Genomic DNA, 17,685 nt, shown 5'->3' with positions numbered 1-17,685 from the left:
TAGTGGTATACTTTTTCGTTTCCTGTATGGGGGAGCGGTCTTTCCCACATCTTCACACATCTACCCCTATCTCCCTCGACTCCACCTGTTTTTATCCCGCCCCATTAATTTTTAAGGAGTGATTTACAATGGTTCGCAGTGTTCGCCTTTGGTACAAAGGTGCGAAGTATCATGTTACGAGCAGAGGCATTAGAAGAAGTTCCCTTTTTTTCGACAATGATGATTTTGAGAAGTATCTGGCCCTATTGAAAGAAACAAAAGAGCGTTATCCCTTTAACCTTCACACATACTGCTTAATGACGAATCATATCCACCTGCAGCTTGAAACACTAGAAACCCCGCTAAGTACAATCATGAAACATCTCAACACTAAATTCGCTAAATATATTAATAAAAAATATAATTTCTCTGGTCATGTGTTCGAAAAGCGATACGGTGATGAACTTCTTAATTCTCCTGAATACGAGATAGACGTAAGTAAATACATTCATTTAAATCCAACTTCAGCAGGGATGGTGGTAAATCCTGAGGATTATCCTTGGAGCAGCTGCCGGGCCTATATCTTCGGTGAGAGTATCCCTTTAATTGACCCCCAACCACTTCTTTCCTATTTTCCCGATCCGCCCCTTTCGCACTATGAAAATTATCTAAACGCACTACCCACAGAAAAGTTTTTTTGGGAAGATGGAAAAATTCACATGCTCGATAAGGAGGATGTGAGATGTGGGCTAAAGTAACGAGTATCGCCTTAAAAGGGATGGAAGGATATCGTGTAAATGTAGAGGTTGGCTCTTATGTAGGGAACGATTCCTTTAAAATTGTCGGTCTGCCGGATGCGGCGGTGAAGGAATCCAAGGAGCGTATCATTGCTGCGCTTCGAACATTAGGTTATCATCTATCAGGCCAGAAAATTACCATTAATTTATCACCTGCAGATCAAAAAAAGTACGGTTCCATGTTTGATTTGCCGATGGCGATAGCGGTTCTGCAGAGTTTGCATGAACTCGATATAATAGTTGCCGAGGATACAGGATTCCTGGGAGCATTATCGTTAGATGGCTCCATTCAGCCAGTCGAAGGGATGCTGCCTGCTGTCCTTGCTGCAAAGAAACTAGGGATACAAAAGCTTTATATCCCTTTTAATGAAGAATTGCCTGTATTAGAACTTGAACCAATGGAAATTATCTATGTTTCTAGTTTGCAGGAGGCAATCTCACATCTTTCAGGACAATGGGTTCCTTCTTTTAAAAAAAGACAAAAGGACGAGAGATTTACCAGCATTACTTATTTAGATATGAAGCAGATTATAGGGCATAAAGGGGCCAAGCACGCTTTAGAGATTGCAGCGGCAGGAGAACATCATGTGTTACTGACTGGCCCGCCCGGTTGTGGAAAAAGCATGTTAGCTGAATCTTTTCCTTCTATTTTGCCTTCACTAACTAAAGAGTCGTTACTTGAGGTTATCAGTTTGTATCAATTGAGTCAGAATTCTTATCCCCCATCTAATATGCCGCCTTATCGAAATCCGCATCACTCCGCTTCAGGAGTTTCTATTATCGGCGGAGGACAATACCCAAAGCCTGGTGAAATATCCTTAGCCCATCGTGGTGTTTTGTTTCTTGATGAAATCGGGGAGTTTTCGAAAAAAACTTTAGATATGCTCCGTCAGCCATTAGAAAATGGGTTGATCATGATTAGTAGAACGCATGCGACCATTACATACCCAGCATCGTTTATATTAATCGCAGCGATGAATCCTTGCCCCTGTGGCTATGAAGGTTCAAATACGCATTATTGTACTTGTACAAGGAAGCAAATAATGGCTTACCAGAATAGGCTTTCTGGCCCGCTTAGGGATCGTTTTGATATTAATCTTACTTTAGGGCCGATTGATTTTAACTCTGCTGTACATGAAAAAGAAGGTGAGTCCTCTAAAATTGTCCGGGAACGAGTGGAGGAGGCGAGGGACAGACAATATGATCGATATGGGAGAGAGGTTTGTAACGGAAGAATCCCCTATGAAATCCTATTGGACAAAAGCCCTTTAACCGGTGTACAACAATCTAGGTTACAGCGACTAGCTCTTAAAAATAACTGGAGTAACCGGACACAAATCAAAATTATCCGACTAGCTCGTACCATCTCAGATCTGCAATCAAGCCGTTCCATAACCGACCAAAGCATATCGGAAGCCATCCAGTTGAATGAGGTGTGAACGCCCAAATAAAAGGACAGTATGGAGCAGCTACCTTCATTAATTTAGGTGTCAGGCACCATGTGAAAAAAATTCACATGGTGCCTGACACCAACATCCCCAACATCCCCAACACCTGCTGACCGCAGTCTCTTATATAAACAATAACAGGCTGAGGGCCATTACTGCCATTCCTCCCATTAATCCGTAGATTGATAGATGTGCTTCGTCGTATCTTTTTGCAGCAGGCAGTAACTCGTCGAGGGAGATGAAGACCATGATCCCGGCAACCGCTGCAAAAATAATTCCGAACATGATTTCGTTTAGAAACGGCATTAAGAATAGGTAGGCGGCTAATGCCCCGACTGGTTCAGATAAACCAGACAAGAATGATAGTTTAAAGGCCCGCTTTTTATCCCCTGTCGCAAAATAGACAGGAACAGAAACGGCAATGCCCTCTGGTACATTGTGAATCGCAATCGCAACGGCAATGGCAATCCCAAGGGCAGGGTCTTGCAGCGCCGAAGTGAAGGTGGCAATCCCTTCCGGAAAGTTATGAATTCCGATTGCGAGGGCTGTAAATGTGCCCATTTTTAACAAATCTGGTTTTTCTCCAGTACTCGTACTTCCTCCCCTCGTCATGTCCTCTACTTTCTTTAGTTCATGGGGGTTACTTTGCTTGGGAATAAATTTATCAATGCTGGCGATCAACAGCATCCCAGCAAAAAATCCGCCGACCGTTAACCAGTTTCCTAATCCAACGCCCAAGGAATCTACAAGAGCTACCTTGGCCTTTACAAAAATCTCAACCATCGACACATAGATCATCACACCCGCAGAGAATCCGAGAGTTACTGATAAAAATTTAGTATTGGTATGTGAGGTAAAGAACGCAAGGAGGCTGCCAATTCCTGTTGCCAGCCCTGCAAACAATGTTAACCCAAAAGCTAATAACAGATTTTCAGTCACTGTGATCACTCCTTCATGAACTGAATTCCGTATTTATAGAAAGGGGACGTAGTCTCCGCTACATCCCCTAAATCTATAGGTTTATACCAATATATTATATTGGTGTCAGGCACCAGATTATTCCTCGTCTTTTTTCTGCTTTTTCTGTGCCTCTTGGAGGGCGAGGAGGATGTCTTGGACGTCGATTTTCCCGTCGTTATTTAGGTCTGTTAGTGTATTTTCTGGCCCTGTTTCCGGCGGTGTTGCCGTTGTCGGGGTTGGAGTAGTCAGTGCCTGAGCAACAGCTGGCTGCTTCGGTCTAAAAGCAAAGGTAAACAACAAGAGAATGATAATGAGAACTCCAGATACACCATCCACGATATAGAAGATTGTGGCGTAATCAGACCAGAGTGTCTTGCTGCTGCCCATCTTTTTCTCAGCATTCGCGATATATTGTTTGATTTCGGAATGATTTGGGTAAATCCGCTGAACCGCCTCGAATTTTTCTAACGCATGCTTATAGTAGCCGCCCCAGTAAAGATTAAGTCCTTCTTGGTAAAGTTTATCCGTTTCGCTCTTTGCATTTTTCGCCCCAGCTTGGTTTACAAATTCTTTGACCGTATTAACAGGAACGGCAAAGTTAAAGCCTTGAACTTCTTGGCCGTTGACTGTGTCTCCCCTAAAGGTGAGCAGGCCAATGATTTCCCCTTTTGTGTTGATGACCGGCCCGCCGCTATTTCCATGAGTGGCAGCCGCATTAATTTGAATGACCGGGCTTCCTTGATCTGTCTTTTTGGAAGTAGCCGAAATTTGTCCAGCATTCATCGAAGAAACCAGCGATGAATCAGGTGATAATAGATCCGAATCGGCAGCAGCAGGATATCCGCTGACCCAAACATTATCTTGGTTTTGGATATTATCTGAATCACCAAGAGGTAAAGTCGGTAGATTTTTGCCCTCAATTTTTAAAACCGCCACGTCTTTTCCTTCGTTAATTGGGGCACCATAGCTTTTTACTTCCCCATCAAGGACATCTCCGCTAGGTAAAATTACTTTTAAAACCTTTTGAATTCCCGAGTATTGTGTGTACTGGACCATATATTTATAGGCAGTTTCATAGTCGACTTTAAAATAATCCGCGATGATTGTTACTAGTTGTTCAAAGGCAGCATTGGCAATTTCTGCATCTTCCTGTTGGGTCGCTTCCACCACATGTGCATTCGTAACGATATAGCCGTTCGAGCTAATAATGGCCCCTGAACCCGAGCCTCCCACAACAGATTGGTTATTTAACTTCTCCAATATGGCGATAACTTCAGGATCATACGGATTATTAAACTGCCATTGTACAACAGCATAATCTACGATTCGAACCACTGCTGGCTTCGAGTACTCCGCAAGTTTTTGGGCTTGAGCGATTTTGCCAGCCTGTGGTTTAAGATTGATTAGGAATATAGAAGCCACCATGACCGCAATAAGCAGCAAACTGATAGGGATGGTAATAAGTGCCCTTTTTTTCAAAATATTATTCACTCCTAGGTTGGGTATTTTTCGAAATTTACTCTGCAATATATTCGCCCTAGCGAGAAAAGTAATATTGTACAAAGAAATTTTTAGAAAACAATAAGGTGACATTGGAAGGGAAAGAATATGATTTTTTCATAAATGAGCAATCTTTGGTATCATGTTAGTGAATGAAATATTATGGATTGAAGGATACTTGGAGGCCGCTATGGATAATCAATTGAAGGTAATGACTGTATTTGGAACGAGACCGGAAGCGATAAAAATGGCTCCCTTGGTAAAAGAATTAGGGAAATACCCAGATCATATTAAACCGATTGTTACGGTTACTGCTCAGCACCGGGAGATGCTTGATCAGGTGTTGCAAATTTTTGAAATTACTCCTGATTATGATTTAAATATAATGAAAGAACGGCAAACCTTGCTAGAAGTAACAACCCGGAGTTTAGAAGGGCTCAATCAAGTTCTTGCGGACGTCAAGCCGGATATTGTCCTGGTCCATGGTGATACGACGACCACCTTTGTCGCGAGCTTAGCTGCTTTTTATCATTCGATTCCGATTGGACACGTTGAGGCTGGACTCCGGACTCATAATAAATATTCCCCGTACCCGGAGGAAATGAACCGTCAGTTGACAGGGGTGTTGGCAGATCTTCACTTCTCGCCAACATCCCAATCGAAGCAAAACCTTTTGATGGAAAATAAGCAGGAAGACGGGATTTATATCACTGGAAATACGGCCATCGATGCGCTAAAAACCACAGTGAGAGATAATTATACTCACCCTGTTTTAGACAAACTTGGGAATGACCGGTTAATTCTTATGACGGCCCACCGCAGGGAAAACACAGGGAAGCCAATGGAAAATATGTTCCGTGCGATTCGACGATTGGTTGAAAAGCATGTGGATGTTCAGGTGGTGTATCCTGTCCATATGAATCCAGTTGTTCGTGAGATTGCTAATCGTGTACTGGGCGAACACGAAAGGATTCACCTCATCGAGCCGCTAGATGTGATCGATTTCCATAACTTTGCCTCAAGAGCCTATTTGATTTTAACGGACTCTGGCGGTGTCCAGGAAGAGGCGCCATCCCTAGGTGTACCCGTATTAGTATTGCGCGATACCACTGAACGGCCGGAAGGAATTGAAGCGGGCACGCTAAAACTTGCAGGAACAGATGAGGAAACAATCTTTGATCTTGCAGATGGGCTGCTGTCAGACCCAGCGGCCCATGACAAGATGGCTCATGCCTCCAACCCTTACGGAGATGGCTATGCTTCTGAACGCATCGTCAAAGCTATCCTCCACCACTTCGGAAAAGAGGAACGGCCATCGGACTTAGGAGAATGATTGATTAAGGAGATATAGTTAAATGAAGTTAAATAAGATTCATCATGTAGCGGTAATTTGTTCGGATTATGAAAAATCTAAGGATTTTTATGTACGAGTTCTTGGGCTCACCCCGATAAATGAGGTATATCGGGAGGAACGGGATTCCTATAAGCTTGATTTAGCAGTGAATGATCAATATCAAATTGAATTGTTTTCGTTCCCGTCCCCAGCTGAACGGCCAAGCTATCCTGAAGCAGCTGGATTGAGGCATCTTGCATTTGAAGTAGATGATATCGAAGAGGCGGTTCAATATATGTCCAATCATCATGTGAATGTTGAGGACGTCCGTGTAGACCCCATAACAAACAAGAAATTTACCTTCTTCGCAGACCCAGATGGGCTGCCGATTGAACTGTATGAGCGGTAGCTTTTCCTAATTCAGTTTGTGAAAACCCAATGAATTGCCAAAAAGAGCAGGACCTATGGTCTTGCTCTTTCTTTAAATGTAACGGAGTAGTTCTTGCTGTGCAGCCAGAATTAAAAACTTCCCCAGTCATACCTTGGACTAGGCAGGCCATATTCACTTGGGGACCATGTGCCATAGCCGCTTAAACTAGGAGTTGGCTGGAACGGTTGCCCATACATGTTCATATTCGGTCCAACTCCTGGGTAACCCGGGCTGCCGCCAGTCGGATAGCCTAAGCCAATACCCCCGCCAAATGCTCCGCCAGGTCCGGGGCCGTATGGATTGAAACTTTGACTAGGTGCTCCAGGGAATCCTCCGAATCCACCATAACCAGGGAATCCTCCATAACCTCCTGGATTAGCTGCATTTGCCAGCCCAGCCCCACCTAAATACCCTAAACCAAGCCCAAGCAGGCTCGAGCCTAATGACCCAAGATTTAATCCTGGGTGTCCGCCATGTCCCCCATGTCCCCCATGGTTATGGTGCCCGTCATGAATGTGATGCTGTCCCCCGGAATGATGATGCTCGTCATGATTGTGATGCACTCCGCCCCCATGATATTGTCTTTGAAAATTCAGCTCATTTCCTACACTATTTTGATACTCCATTGGCATATAATAAGGTTGATACATATCTATTCTCCTCTCTCCTCACTACCTGTATCTATCCTATGCATCTAACAAACTGACTCTTGGGCAGAAGCCTACAGTGGGGGTTCGACATCCACCACTACCTAAAAAATACGTCTCAAGTCCTAGATTTCTTTCCGTTTGAAGTCTATGGCGGGGAGGAGTTTTTTCCTGTATTGTGGAAGTAGTTAATGGAAGTAATTTTCTTTTTGGCATATATTTTAGAGGGAAATGAAACATTCCATTGCATTCATTCGTAGGAATATAAAGATGTCTTAAGTCAGGAGTCGATCCAAATATGAACCCGATTTTGTCGTTTCTTATCCGCTCATCTGCGGCCGTCCCAATAACCATCTTAACGTGGCTGATCAGCTATTTTCCTTTTGACCAAACCTTTTGGGCAGCAACGGGAATCGCCTTAACAACAGGACTGCTTACTCATTTTATTCTTGGCATTGTGATGAACACCCGCTTTTTAAAAAAGCATCAAATATCCAGAAAAGAATATCGGTACATAAGGAAAAACCTTATGGAAGCCAAACAGAAAATCAATCGCTTGAATAAAAACCTATTTTCGATTCGCGATATTTCATCTGTCAAACAAAGAATTGATCTCATAAGAATTACAAAAAAGATACACAAGATGACAACCAAAGAACCGAAGCGTTTCTACCAAGCGGAGCAGTTTTATTTTTCCCATTTGGACTCCATTGTGGAACTGACCGAAAAATACAGCTTTCTATCTTCCCAGCCGAAAAAGAACATGGAGATGGGCCAATCTCTCATCGAAACCCGTCATACTCTTGATGAACTCACAAGGGTAGTGGAAGAGGATTTGTACAAAGTGATTTCAGATGACATTGATCACTTGAATTTTGAAATTGATGTTGCAAAGCATGCTCTCAATAAGGAAAAGAGCGCTAAATTCCCGGAAGAAAATAGGTGGCTAAAATGACCGAAAACAACCCAATTCAACCAAGTAAAACTGGTAATTTATTAGATGATATCCTTGCTGATCCTTTTGGAGGTCAACTGGAGACGGCTAAAAGTCCAATCCAGCAAACAAGCGAGGTGAAACCTGTCAAATTAATTGATGTGATTCCGGAAGAACATCGGGCCAAGGCTTATCAGATTGCCGAGCAAATCGATCCTACAAACCATCAGTCGATGATTCAATATGGTACCCAAGCCCAAGGTAAGCTGCTATCATTCTCACATACGATGCTTGAACATGTGCAGAAACAGGATGTGGGGGAAATCGGGCAGATCATTAGCGATTTAATGAAGCGGCTGGATGAAGTGAATCCCGATGATTTGAAGGATGGGAAGCCATCCTTATTTGCTCGTATGTTTGGAAAAATTTCAAGCTCGGTTCAAGAAGTGCTTTCCAAATATCAAAAAACAGGTGCACAAATTGACCGAATTAGTGTAAAACTAGACCGCAGCAAGAATGTCTTGATGTCCGATATAAAATTGCTCGAACAATTGTATGAGACCAATAAGGAATACTTCCATGCCTTGAATGTCTATATTGCTGCTGGGGAGATTAAGCTGGAGGAAATGCAGGAAAAGACGATTCCTCAGCTGAAAAAAGCAGCGGAACAGACCAATGATCAAATGAAGTTTCAAGAAGTGAATGATATGATCCAGTTTGCCGATCGGTTGGATAAACGTCTGCATGATTTGAAATTAAGCCGAGAAATTACCATTCAAAGCGCACCGCAGATTCGTTTGATTCAAAATACGAATCAAGCGCTTGTGGAAAAAATCCAATCTTCGATCATGACGGCGATTCCATTATGGAAAAATCAAGTCGCGATCGCCTTAACCTTAATTCGCCAGCGTCATGCTGTTGAGGCGCAAAAGCAAGTTTCGAAAACAACGAATGAGCTGCTGTTGAAAAATGCAGAAATGCTAAAAACCAATACCATCGAGACGGCGAAAGAAAACGAGCGCGGAATCGTTGATATTGAAACCCTAAAGAAAACACAGGAAAGCTTGATCACAACTCTCGAAGAAACGATGCGAATCCAAGAGGAAGGCCGCCACAAGCGCCGCCTGGCCGAGCAGGAACTAGCATCCATGGAAAACGACCTTCGATTAAAACTACTAGAGATAAAAGGGAAATAAAAAATAGGCCCTCGCTGCAACCAAACATGTGCAGCGAGGGCCTATTTTATTAAAAATGATTTTGGTGTCAGGCACCAAAATCAAAATCAAAATATATCAGTTATTCACTTATTCACAACGGTGGCGTCTACATATTCTTCAAGTGTGATGCCGCGTTCCATGATTTCTTTGGCGATTGTTTTACCGACGTAGCGCAGATGCCATGGTTCGTATTGATAGCCGGTAATGTCGTCTTTGCCTTTCGGGTAGCGGATGATAAAGCCATATTCCGCGGCATGATCTTCGAGCCAAACCGCTTCATCAGTACCCCCGAAGCAGTCTTCGGCGGCACATTTGCCATCCCCGCCCGTTACATCAATGGCAAGGCCGGTTTCATGTTCGCTCGTTCCTGGAACAGCACTATATTTTCTTGCTGCCTCATATCCATCTTGGTTCACGTAGTGGTTGAACAACGCTGCTTGGGTAGCATGAGACCTGTAGGCCGACACACCTAACAGATTCACGCCCTGTTGTTTTGCGCCGGCAAATAATTTTTCAATTGCTGCACCGGCATCAGCTCTCATTTGCCGCTTTTCTGACTTTTGTTTAAAGGTAAAGGGGATATCTGGATAAGTTAAATCGCTTGGCTGAAATTGATCGGGCAGTTTATTGCTTTTATTCACAAGAACAGGTATAACTTCTTGGGAGGAAACCGCTTGACTGCCAGCATTTTGTTGATGATCTTCAGCACGAGGAGAACTTTTCTTCGTCAAGTTCCCTTCATCCTGCAAAAAATGAAGTGTCCCTGTGCAGCCTGCTAATGAGAGTGTAAACACAACAAGAAATAGAAAAACATACCGTATCTTAAACATAGTCATAAATTCACCCCAGTAACATCATGGACAGGAACATAGACTTTAAAACGTCCTTTTTTAACTCTTGTCCCTATAAATGGTATAAACGTGGCGTGTGAACTTTAAGATGCGTCAATCAGCCTATCTATCATTTAGCTGCAAAAAGGGAAGAATAATTTACCAAAAATTGATAGATTGTGGGTCTAAAGGCACTTTTATTTTATAAATTAGTTGCTTATATTCTAAATAAACACATAAATCGTACGAAACGGCAAAACCATTGAAAAGTGGTGACGCAAAACTATAGGGGCTAAGGTTTTAAGAACGATGCTTGCCAGTTACCGAACACGATCACTCCTGCGATTTATGTTCATCACTAATGAGGGGGATTTTTTGTGTTGAAAATGTTTATAAAGTGCAGATATTACTATCATTTACTCCAGCACCGCCACAATGAACTATTAAAGCAAGACTGTCTGGACGAGGAATTAAGGGCAAAGCTAATCGTTAGAGCAAGTTATCATAATAGTAAAGCATTTGAATTCGCGTTAAAAATGTAAATGAAACTATATATGTAGGGAAAGCCAGTATTGTGATACCGGCTTTTTTTACGTTTTATGGTATAAAATACTTCCATAGGACAACCATTACATGTAGAAACGTTAATGACTGAGAGGGGATTTTCTAAATGTACAATCGGACAAAATTTAAAATCATGAAACCTGTGAATGAGGTGTTTGAAGCTTTCGTGGACCCTGAGAAAATCAAGAATTTTTGGTTCTCATCAGCTGCAAGATGGGAACAGGGCCAGACCGTCACACTTAGATATGAAGAATACAATGCCGAAGTAGTTATTGAAGTCATCGAGGTCTTGCCCAACAAGAAAATTGTGTACCGCTGGGGCACAGATGGGAAAGGAAATATAGTAACGATTTCACTCGAAGAATTGGATTCTTCAAGCACCATTATTGAGATTACCGAAGAAGGATTTAGAGAAGATGACGACGACTTCATGAGTAATCTTCTGGATAATAAAGAAGGCTGGGTCTTTATGTTGACCTGTCTAAAGGGATATTTGGAGTTTGGTATTAACCAATTAAGAGGTGCTATCGTTAAATAATGAAAGCAGCTTGGAGAAATCCAAGCTCTATTTAGTTAAAGTGAGTCTGTTGCTACGCACATCATTTACTCAAGACTTTGAACAAACTAACAATGAAAGCAGGCTCGTTCAAACAGTTGCTATGCGACAAGAATGTTTTCGGCAAAATTCCTATAGAAATAGTTTCCACCAACATCGGGCACCCTATAAAAAAAGGGGGTGCCGCGATGAAGCAGAATGAAGAGAAAACGAGTGAAGGTTTAAATGAAATTTTTGAAATTATTAATGCAAAAGGCGATTCGGGCGAATTAAAGGAAATCGTGGATCGATATGACAGTGACCATCCGGAGGAAGACCCAAATTGATAATTACAAAGGCCTAGCCATGCCGCTAGGCCTTTTGTAATGAGAAATGTGGATAATATCCGTTGGTATTGTGGATATATTAAAGTGAATTGTGGGTAAACTTGTTAATTTTGTGGATAAATCTGTGAGTTTTGTGGATATTTTCATCCATTGGTCAATATTTTTGGAAAACTCAAAATTTATTCACACAATCTGTGTATAAAGGTTGAAAGACTGTGGATATCTCCATCGATTGTGTGGATATAACCAGTATTAATGTTGATAAGTTGTTATTATCCTCGAATAAGTCCACCAACATCGCTAAACAGGCAGGCTGAGTTTATATTTGGATAACAAGACCATAAGGACCTATTTGGTCCTTTATTGCTTTTGGTTTTGTTAAACTTGTCTGTGATTTCCGCTCCTATCAACAGAGTGGAAAAATCAACAATAACCTTTAACAAATTCTTCCTTAAAAAAATTTCTTGCCAGAGGAATATTTTTTGAGACAAGTTTTGTCAAAATAGCAGGAGTCCGCATATAGTAATACGAGGTGTTGCAATTTGGATGTAATGGAAACTGTTTTGCCAGGAGTTAAAATTATTGATCCTAAGGTTTATGGCGATCATCGCGGCTGGTTTATGGAGACGTATAGTTATCAAATATTTCAACAAGCCGGGATGGACTGCAATTTTGTCCAAGATAATCAATCTTTTTCCGCAGCAAAGGGGACTTTAAGGGGCTTACATTATCAATTGAATCCTAAAGCACAAGCCAAGCTTATTCGTTGTACGAAAGGGGCCATTTTTGATGTAGCGGTTGATATTCGAAAGGGAAGCCCGACGTTTGCCCAATGGTTTGGGATAACTCTCAGTGCAGATAACAAAAAGCAGTTATTCATTCCAAAAGGATTTGCCCATGGATTTATGACATTGATGGATGATGTGGAAGTCCAATACAAGGTTGATGAGTTATATGCACCAGAATTTGACTGTGGAATTAGTTGGAATGATCAAGTGATTGGCATTAAGTGGCCTCATGATCTTACCCCAATATTATCGGTAAAAGATGAAAATGCCCCACCCTTATCAAAAGCTAACAATAATTTTATCTATGGAGTGTAAACCATGAAAATTCTAGTAACCGGATCTACTGGCCAGCTCGGATATGATGTTGTTCGTGAAGGGGTGAAACGTGGCTTAGACATGATTGGTTTTGGTTCTAAGGATTTAAACCTTGTGAATGACCAGGTGGTGTATGAGCGAGTAAACGCAATTAAACCTGATGCTATTATTCATTGTGCTGCCTATACGGCTGTTGATAAGGCAGAAGGTGATCAGGAAAACTGTTGGGATGTTAATGTGAACGGTACGAAATATCTAGTAAATGCTGCAAAAGCAGTAAAGGCTAAGTTTATGTATATAAGTTCAGATTATGTTTTTGATGGAATCGGCGAGGTCCCGTTTAAGGAAACAGATGAACCCAATCCTGCAGGCTATTACGGACTAACAAAATATGAAGGAGAAAAAGTGGTAAAGTCCTTATTAACTGATTGGTTCATTGTCAGGATTTCATGGGTTTATGGGATAAATGGACACAATTTTGTTAAAACGATGCTTAGGCTTTCGGAAACCCGGAATGAATTAAATGTAGTAGGGGACCAAGTTGGTTCGCCTACGTATACATTGGATTTAGCCCCTTTATTATTAGATATGATTCAAACAAACAAATTTGGAATCTACCATGCAACGAATGAAGGGTATTGCAATTGGGCGGAATTTGCGGAAGAAATTTTTCAAATCACTGGAAAAAAGGTAAGAGTCCATTCTATTCGAACCGAGGAATATCCTACTGTGGCGATTCGTCCAAAAAATTCACGTCTATCTAAACAAAAATTAATGGAGCAGGGATTTAATCCATTGCCAACATGGAAAGATTCATTAAAACGTTTTTTACACAATTTATAAGCTGAGGTGAAATCTATGGAAAGGATTAAAATTCTTGTTACTGGTGGAGCCGGGTTTATTGGTGGAAACTTTGTCCAATACATGGTGAATAAATACCCTCATTACAAAATTTATAATTTAGATGCATTAACATATGCTGGTGATTTAACTAAACATCGTGAATTAGAAAAAAAAGAAAATTATCATTTTTTTAAAGCAGATATAACAGAACGGAAGCAAATTTTTTCTATCTTTGAAAGTGAAAAATTTGACTACGTTGTTCACTTTGCTGCAGAAAGTCATGTCGACCGTTCGATTGCAGATCCAGAGAGCTTTGTCCGGACCAATGTGTTAGGAACACAGGTGTTATTAGATGCAGCCAAACAATATGGTGTGAAGAAATTTAGTCATGTTTCCACTGATGAAGTCTATGGTGAACTAGATTTTGAGCCGTCCTCCTTCTTTACGGAAGATACCCCACTAAAACCTAATAGTCCCTATAGTGCGAGTAAAGCATCATCCGATCTATTGGTACGAGCTTATTTTGAAACCTATGGTCTGCCAATCAATATCACTCGTTGTTCCAATAACTATGGCCCCTTCCAATTTCCTGAAAAATTAATTCCGCTAACGATTTTACGAGTATTAAATAACGAAAAGGTACCGGTTTTTGGGCACGGTCAAAATATTCGTGACTGGCTCCATGTCGTCGATCATTGCGCGGCCATCGACCTTATCCTTCATCAGGGTACGAACGGGGAAGTTTATAATATCGGCGGACATAATGAACGAACAAATATAGAAGTGATTAATACGATTATTAACTTTTTAGGAAAGTCTGAAGAATTGATTGAATTTGTACCAGACCGCTTAGGTCACGACAAGCGTTACGCGATTGATGCAACAAAATTGGAGAAGCTAGGCTGGAAACCGACCTATGTTTTCGATACAGGAATTGTAGAGACGATTAATTGGTACCTTGATAACACCTGGTGGTGGGAGAAATTAGTAAGTGAGTTGGAAAACAATCCCTCTAAAAAAACAATCGAGTAAATTGACTATTTTTAACTATAAACGTCGAAAACTGTTCCCATTACGGTACATTTTTCATAATTTGAATAGATTAGAATATCTTTTAAAAGGAGTGTAGTGATGAAAGGAGTAATACTGGCTGGAGGAAAAGGCACCCGCTTGGAGCCTTTTACGAAGGTGGTGAATAAGCATCTACTCCCTGTTGGCCCATACCCGATGATTTATTGGCCCATTAATAGGTTAAAGGAGGCTGGAATCACAGAAATTTTAATCATTACTAATGGACAACATATAGCCTCATTTAAGGACATTTTTGGTAAGGGTGAGGAGTTAGGCGTTCACTTATCCTATAGCATTCAAAATGAAAAAGGCGGGGGAATTGCTGATGCCTTGGAATGTGCAAAGGATTTTGTAGATGATAAATTTGTCGTCTTATTAGGTGACAATCTTTTTGACGAAGATTTAAGTCCGGTGATAAAAGAGTTTCTAAAAGAACCAAATATGGCGAGAGTACTTTTAAAAGAAGTAACCGATCCAGAACGATACGGCATTGCGATATTGGATGAAAAAAATAGTACAATCCTATCGATTATTGAAAAACCAAAAAATCCAAAAACCAATTACTGTGTAACAGGAATTTACCTTTATGATAAAAATGTATTTGAATACATTCGTACCTTGCAGCCCTCAAGTCGAGGAGAAAAGGAGATTACTGATTTAAATAATCTCTATATTAATAGAAAAGCATTGAAATATGATATTTTAACTAGCTGGTGGATGGATGCAGGAACTCATGAGGCATTATATCAAGCTAATAAACATTTCTATGAAGGATGAGACTATTTTTTCTTAATGGACAAACTTATCGATTCGATCCTTTGTGCTGGTACAAAAATTTAAAATCCGTGAGAGTGATATAAAAAGGGGTGGGAATTTTGCCGAAGGTGTCAATCATCTTAACAAGTTTTAATAAACACGAATATGTTGCTAAGTCTATTCAGTCCATTTTAAACCAAACATATGGTGATTTTGAATTATTTATCATGGACGATAATTCAAATGACGCAACTTTAAGAGTAATAGAACCATTTTTAAAAGATAAAAGAGTAAAATTTTATAAGAGTGAAATTAAAACAATAAAGGAAAGAGTAGAAAAAACAAGATACGCAGTTTTAATCAATCAGGCATTAGAATTAGCCCAGGGAGAATATGTGATGTATGCAACGGATGATATCGTATTTCACGTGGAAAAAGTAGAGAAAATGGTAGATTATTTGGACAAAAAACCGGAAGTGATGGTTGTATATACAGCATCCAAAACCAGTTATCTGAATGAACAGGGCGAAATCACGCGCACGGCTGTTAGACCTGCCAATACTGTTTCTTGGCTTGCACCTTGTATGACAGACCATTGTTCTATTATGCATCGAAAGTCCATTCTTCCTAAGATAAAAAAACAGTTTGGCTCCAATTGGGACGAGGATCCACAATTCTATCGATTGGGAGACGCCAGATTCTTTTGGAGAATCAATCACTTTTGGCCATTTTACCCTCTAAATGAGATATTAGAATATAATTTTATCACTCCTAAATCAATCCATGCTCAATTATTTCAACAGGAACCCAATGAATTTGCCAAGCTGATGCCGCAACAGAGAACCTGTAAGGAACTGAGGGAATCTCTGAAAGTGATGAGGCGGGTGAGAAAAGAATGAGCATTTATTTAAATAATTATTGGACTCTCTATCAGGAGTTTATGGATACATTTCATGAGCTTACATTCAGAGGAATTCCAGTTGCGATGGTAACAAACTTTTATCAACAAATCGATGATGCCCTAAAGGCAAAAATGGAGAAGGATGATTTTTACACAGAATTAAAGACTCCCTTCATGAAGCAGACGATGATTCAGCCTTACTTTGAATCATTTTTAGAAAATGTTAGGGCGCCTATAGTTAGTCAGGAGAATACGGGGAAAATTTTAATAAATGCAGATTATACGCGAATGACCGCACTAACGTATAAAAGGTGGTTTAATCCCCAAAGTACGCTCATTCTTACTCGTTCGAAAAATACACATGTTTTTGGGATTCCAACTGAACATATTGAAAGTTACCAGGAAGACAATGCTAAAATTTTAAAAGAACTCGAAACCAATGCCGCCCTGATATTTAAAAAATATAAGGGCCATCCTGCATTTGGAAATGAATACTTTCAAAAGACCTTTTTAAACCGAATTTCCTTAATTGTTAAAACGATTAGTTCCGTATTCAACCTTTTTAATAAGAGTAATATTTCTATTATCGTTGTAGGAACAACTGAAGATATTCTGAGTCGTTGTCTTGCCATTGTCGGAGCGGCAAAAGGGATCAAGAGTATTTGTTTACAGCACGGGATATTAATGGGGGAAGAAGCATTTATGCCTGTGTTTACAACATTCGTGGGTGTATATGGAGAGTATGAGAAAACGTGGTATTTACAAAGAGGGGTTACGGCAGAGCAAATTGCGGCAGTGGGCCATCCCAAATATGATGATATTTTTACCTATTCTCCTGGGAAAAAAGAAGCTTTTTTAAAAAGTTTTGGATTAAACGCAAATAAGCTGACGTTATTAGTGATAACTGGACCCAATATTGATTTGATTAAATTCAATAAGTTGATTAAAAATATTGCGGATAATCCTAGATTCCAAATCATCATTAAACCCCATCCATGGGAGATCGGAAAGAGGAAATATGATGCATATTTGGATCTTGAAAAACAATACGAATCTGTTAAAGTACTAACGACAAGAGTAAATAACCTATATGAATTAATTTCTCATGCGGATGGGGTGGTTTCATCTCTTTCTACCGTGGTTTCAGAAAGTATTCTATTCAATAAACCTGTGTTTATCTTTAATTTTTTAATCAGCAATCGGACCTATGATTATTACGACTGTTTTGGAGATTACATTCAAACTGACCCTGACATACTTTTGAAAATTGTGAATAGATATTATAACTCTAATCAGGAGAGAGTAAAATATCAGTCTATTAGAAACCAATATTTATCCCAATTCTATAATGATGGCTCTTCCGGGAAGAAATTAATTAATTTAATAAAACTCGCTACTAAGTAAAGTTTGTACCGCTTTAGTTGATATATGCTCCATTAAAAAAAGTAAGATATCAAAATAGATATCTTACTTCAGACTGTCGACAAATC

General features: G+C 40.3%; 19 protein-coding genes and 1 riboswitch. Of the genes, 15 read left to right on the top strand and 4 right to left on the bottom strand.

Annotated features, from left to right (window positions below):
- Nucleotides 1-128: 128 nt before the first annotated feature.
- Both COJ96_RS17290 and COJ96_RS17285 read left to right on the top strand, forming a co-directional pair.
- On the top strand, nucleotides 129-737 hold the full coding sequence (locus COJ96_RS17290) for a transposase (protein ID WP_098575060.1): 609 nt from the start codon (nucleotides 129-131) through the stop codon (nucleotides 735-737).
- Nucleotides 722-2,215: a YifB family Mg chelatase-like AAA ATPase gene (locus tag COJ96_RS17285; protein ID WP_098575059.1), complete on the top strand. Its 1,494-nt coding sequence runs from the start codon at nucleotides 722-724 to the stop codon at nucleotides 2,213-2,215. The genes COJ96_RS17290 and COJ96_RS17285 overlap by 16 nt, the downstream gene beginning before the upstream one ends.
- Before the next feature lie 132 nt (nucleotides 2,216-2,347).
- Here the strand turns inward: COJ96_RS17285 and zupT are convergent, their stop codons facing one another.
- Together zupT and COJ96_RS17275 are read right to left on the bottom strand one after the other, a co-directional pair.
- Entirely contained in the window at nucleotides 2,348-3,163 is an 816-nt protein-coding gene (gene zupT / locus COJ96_RS17280) for a zinc transporter ZupT (RefSeq protein WP_098575058.1), read from the bottom strand.
- Between the two features lie 117 nt (nucleotides 3,164-3,280).
- The gene (locus COJ96_RS17275) at nucleotides 3,281-4,663 is read right to left on the bottom strand and encodes a S1C family serine protease (protein ID WP_098575057.1); all 1,383 of its coding nucleotides are present in this window, start codon (nucleotides 4,661-4,663) and stop codon (nucleotides 3,281-3,283) included.
- A gap of 211 nt (nucleotides 4,664-4,874) precedes the next feature.
- Here COJ96_RS17275 and wecB point away from each other — a divergent pair, with 211 nt between their 5' ends.
- Together wecB and gloA2 are read left to right on the top strand one after the other, a co-directional pair.
- Nucleotides 4,875-6,017 carry a non-hydrolyzing UDP-N-acetylglucosamine 2-epimerase gene (wecB, locus tag COJ96_RS17270; protein WP_098575056.1) on the top strand — a complete coding sequence of 381 codons (1,143 nt, stop codon included), beginning with the start codon at nucleotides 4,875-4,877 and terminating at the stop codon, nucleotides 6,015-6,017.
- A 22-nt stretch (nucleotides 6,018-6,039) separates the two neighbouring features.
- Entirely contained in the window at nucleotides 6,040-6,426 is a 387-nt protein-coding gene (gloA2, locus tag COJ96_RS17265; protein WP_098575055.1) for an SMU1112c/YaeR family gloxylase I-like metalloprotein, read from the top strand.
- A 110-nt stretch (nucleotides 6,427-6,536) separates the two neighbouring features.
- Here the strand turns inward: gloA2 and COJ96_RS17260 are convergent, their stop codons facing one another.
- On the bottom strand, nucleotides 6,537-7,097 hold the full coding sequence (locus COJ96_RS17260; RefSeq protein WP_098575054.1) for a hypothetical protein: 561 nt from the start codon (nucleotides 7,095-7,097) through the stop codon (nucleotides 6,537-6,539).
- 295 nt (nucleotides 7,098-7,392) lie between these two features.
- Here COJ96_RS17260 and COJ96_RS17255 point away from each other — a divergent pair, with 295 nt between their 5' ends.
- Both COJ96_RS17255 and COJ96_RS17250 read left to right on the top strand, forming a co-directional pair.
- Complete coding sequence (locus COJ96_RS17255) at nucleotides 7,393-8,049, top strand: 5-bromo-4-chloroindolyl phosphate hydrolysis family protein (RefSeq protein WP_098575053.1); 657 nt, start codon at nucleotides 7,393-7,395, stop codon at nucleotides 8,047-8,049.
- Nucleotides 8,046-9,224 carry a toxic anion resistance protein gene (locus COJ96_RS17250; protein ID WP_098575052.1) on the top strand — a complete coding sequence of 393 codons (1,179 nt, stop codon included), beginning with the start codon at nucleotides 8,046-8,048 and terminating at the stop codon, nucleotides 9,222-9,224. Before COJ96_RS17255 ends, COJ96_RS17250 begins: the two co-directional genes overlap by 4 nt.
- A 104-nt stretch (nucleotides 9,225-9,328) precedes the next feature.
- Here the strand turns inward: COJ96_RS17250 and COJ96_RS17245 are convergent, their stop codons facing one another.
- Entirely contained in the window at nucleotides 9,329-10,075 is a 747-nt protein-coding gene (locus COJ96_RS17245; protein ID WP_257148548.1) for a M15 family metallopeptidase, read from the bottom strand.
- Nucleotides 10,076-10,317: 242 nt separating this feature from the next.
- A riboswitch (cyclic di-GMP riboswitch) is annotated at nucleotides 10,318-10,403 on the top strand.
- Nucleotides 10,404-10,452: 49 nt separating this feature from the next.
- Here COJ96_RS17245 and COJ96_RS28745 point away from each other — a divergent pair.
- From COJ96_RS28745 to COJ96_RS17210, 9 genes are all read left to right on the top strand, one after another.
- Nucleotides 10,453-10,617: a hypothetical protein gene (locus COJ96_RS28745; protein ID WP_180230158.1), complete on the top strand. Its 165-nt coding sequence runs from the start codon at nucleotides 10,453-10,455 to the stop codon at nucleotides 10,615-10,617.
- A gap of 128 nt (nucleotides 10,618-10,745) precedes the next feature.
- Nucleotides 10,746-11,177, top strand: coding sequence for an SRPBCC family protein (locus COJ96_RS17240; RefSeq protein ID WP_098575050.1), 432 nt, complete (start codon nucleotides 10,746-10,748; stop codon nucleotides 11,175-11,177).
- 206 nt (nucleotides 11,178-11,383) lie between these two features.
- Nucleotides 11,384-11,521, top strand: a complete 138-nt coding sequence (locus COJ96_RS28740; RefSeq protein ID WP_180230157.1) for a hypothetical protein — start codon at nucleotides 11,384-11,386, stop codon at nucleotides 11,519-11,521.
- A gap of 542 nt (nucleotides 11,522-12,063) precedes the next feature.
- Entirely contained in the window at nucleotides 12,064-12,624 is a 561-nt protein-coding gene (rfbC, locus tag COJ96_RS17235) for a dTDP-4-dehydrorhamnose 3,5-epimerase (protein WP_098575049.1), read from the top strand.
- A gap of 3 nt (nucleotides 12,625-12,627) precedes the next feature.
- On the top strand, nucleotides 12,628-13,467 hold the full coding sequence (gene rfbD, locus COJ96_RS17230; RefSeq protein ID WP_098575048.1) for a dTDP-4-dehydrorhamnose reductase: 840 nt from the start codon (nucleotides 12,628-12,630) through the stop codon (nucleotides 13,465-13,467).
- Nucleotides 13,468-13,482: 15 nt separating this feature from the next.
- Nucleotides 13,483-14,499: a dTDP-glucose 4,6-dehydratase gene (gene rfbB / locus COJ96_RS17225; protein WP_098575047.1), complete on the top strand. Its 1,017-nt coding sequence runs from the start codon at nucleotides 13,483-13,485 to the stop codon at nucleotides 14,497-14,499.
- 99 nt (nucleotides 14,500-14,598) lie between these two features.
- Nucleotides 14,599-15,315 carry a sugar phosphate nucleotidyltransferase gene (locus COJ96_RS17220; protein WP_098575046.1) on the top strand — a complete coding sequence of 239 codons (717 nt, stop codon included), beginning with the start codon at nucleotides 14,599-14,601 and terminating at the stop codon, nucleotides 15,313-15,315.
- A gap of 98 nt (nucleotides 15,316-15,413) precedes the next feature.
- Nucleotides 15,414-16,193 (top strand): glycosyltransferase family 2 protein, encoded by a 780-nt coding sequence (locus COJ96_RS17215; RefSeq protein WP_098575045.1) that lies wholly within the window; start codon nucleotides 15,414-15,416, stop codon nucleotides 16,191-16,193.
- On the top strand, nucleotides 16,190-17,599 hold the full coding sequence (locus COJ96_RS17210; protein WP_098575044.1) for a CDP-glycerol glycerophosphotransferase family protein: 1,410 nt from the start codon (nucleotides 16,190-16,192) through the stop codon (nucleotides 17,597-17,599). The genes COJ96_RS17215 and COJ96_RS17210 overlap by 4 nt, the downstream gene beginning before the upstream one ends.
- Nucleotides 17,600-17,685 lie beyond the last annotated feature (86 nt).

It is taken from the genome of Bacillus sp. AFS073361 (assembly GCF_002567005.1).
Taxonomy (GTDB): domain Bacteria; phylum Bacillota; class Bacilli; order Bacillales; family Cytobacillaceae; genus Neobacillus.
The sequence above is the reverse complement of the archived record's forward strand: the minus strand, read 5'-3'. Positions and strand labels throughout refer to the sequence as shown.

Coding starts and splice junctions, on each gene's coding strand:
- COJ96_RS17245 (WP_257148548.1), bottom strand. CDS start 10,075: ATGTTTAAGATACGGTATGTTTTTCTATTTCTTGTTGTGTTTACACTC.
- COJ96_RS17260 (WP_098575054.1), bottom strand. CDS start 7,097: ATGTATCAACCTTATTATATGCCAATGGAGTATCAAAATAGTGTAGGA.
- wecB (WP_098575056.1), top strand. CDS start 4,875: ATGGATAATCAATTGAAGGTAATGACTGTATTTGGAACGAGACCGGAA.
- COJ96_RS17255 (WP_098575053.1), top strand. CDS start 7,393: ATGAACCCGATTTTGTCGTTTCTTATCCGCTCATCTGCGGCCGTCCCA.
- COJ96_RS17285 (WP_098575059.1), top strand. CDS start 722: ATGTGGGCTAAAGTAACGAGTATCGCCTTAAAAGGGATGGAAGGATAT.
- gloA2 (WP_098575055.1), top strand. CDS start 6,040: ATGAAGTTAAATAAGATTCATCATGTAGCGGTAATTTGTTCGGATTAT.
- rfbD (WP_098575048.1), top strand. CDS start 12,628: ATGAAAATTCTAGTAACCGGATCTACTGGCCAGCTCGGATATGATGTT.
- COJ96_RS17290 (WP_098575060.1), top strand. CDS start 129: ATGGTTCGCAGTGTTCGCCTTTGGTACAAAGGTGCGAAGTATCATGTT.
- COJ96_RS17250 (WP_098575052.1), top strand. CDS start 8,046: ATGACCGAAAACAACCCAATTCAACCAAGTAAAACTGGTAATTTATTA.
- COJ96_RS17240 (WP_098575050.1), top strand. CDS start 10,746: ATGTACAATCGGACAAAATTTAAAATCATGAAACCTGTGAATGAGGTG.
- COJ96_RS17210 (WP_098575044.1), top strand. CDS start 16,190: ATGAGCATTTATTTAAATAATTATTGGACTCTCTATCAGGAGTTTATG.
- COJ96_RS28740 (WP_180230157.1), top strand. CDS start 11,384: ATGAAGCAGAATGAAGAGAAAACGAGTGAAGGTTTAAATGAAATTTTT.
- COJ96_RS17220 (WP_098575046.1), top strand. CDS start 14,599: ATGAAAGGAGTAATACTGGCTGGAGGAAAAGGCACCCGCTTGGAGCCT.
- rfbB (WP_098575047.1), top strand. CDS start 13,483: ATGGAAAGGATTAAAATTCTTGTTACTGGTGGAGCCGGGTTTATTGGT.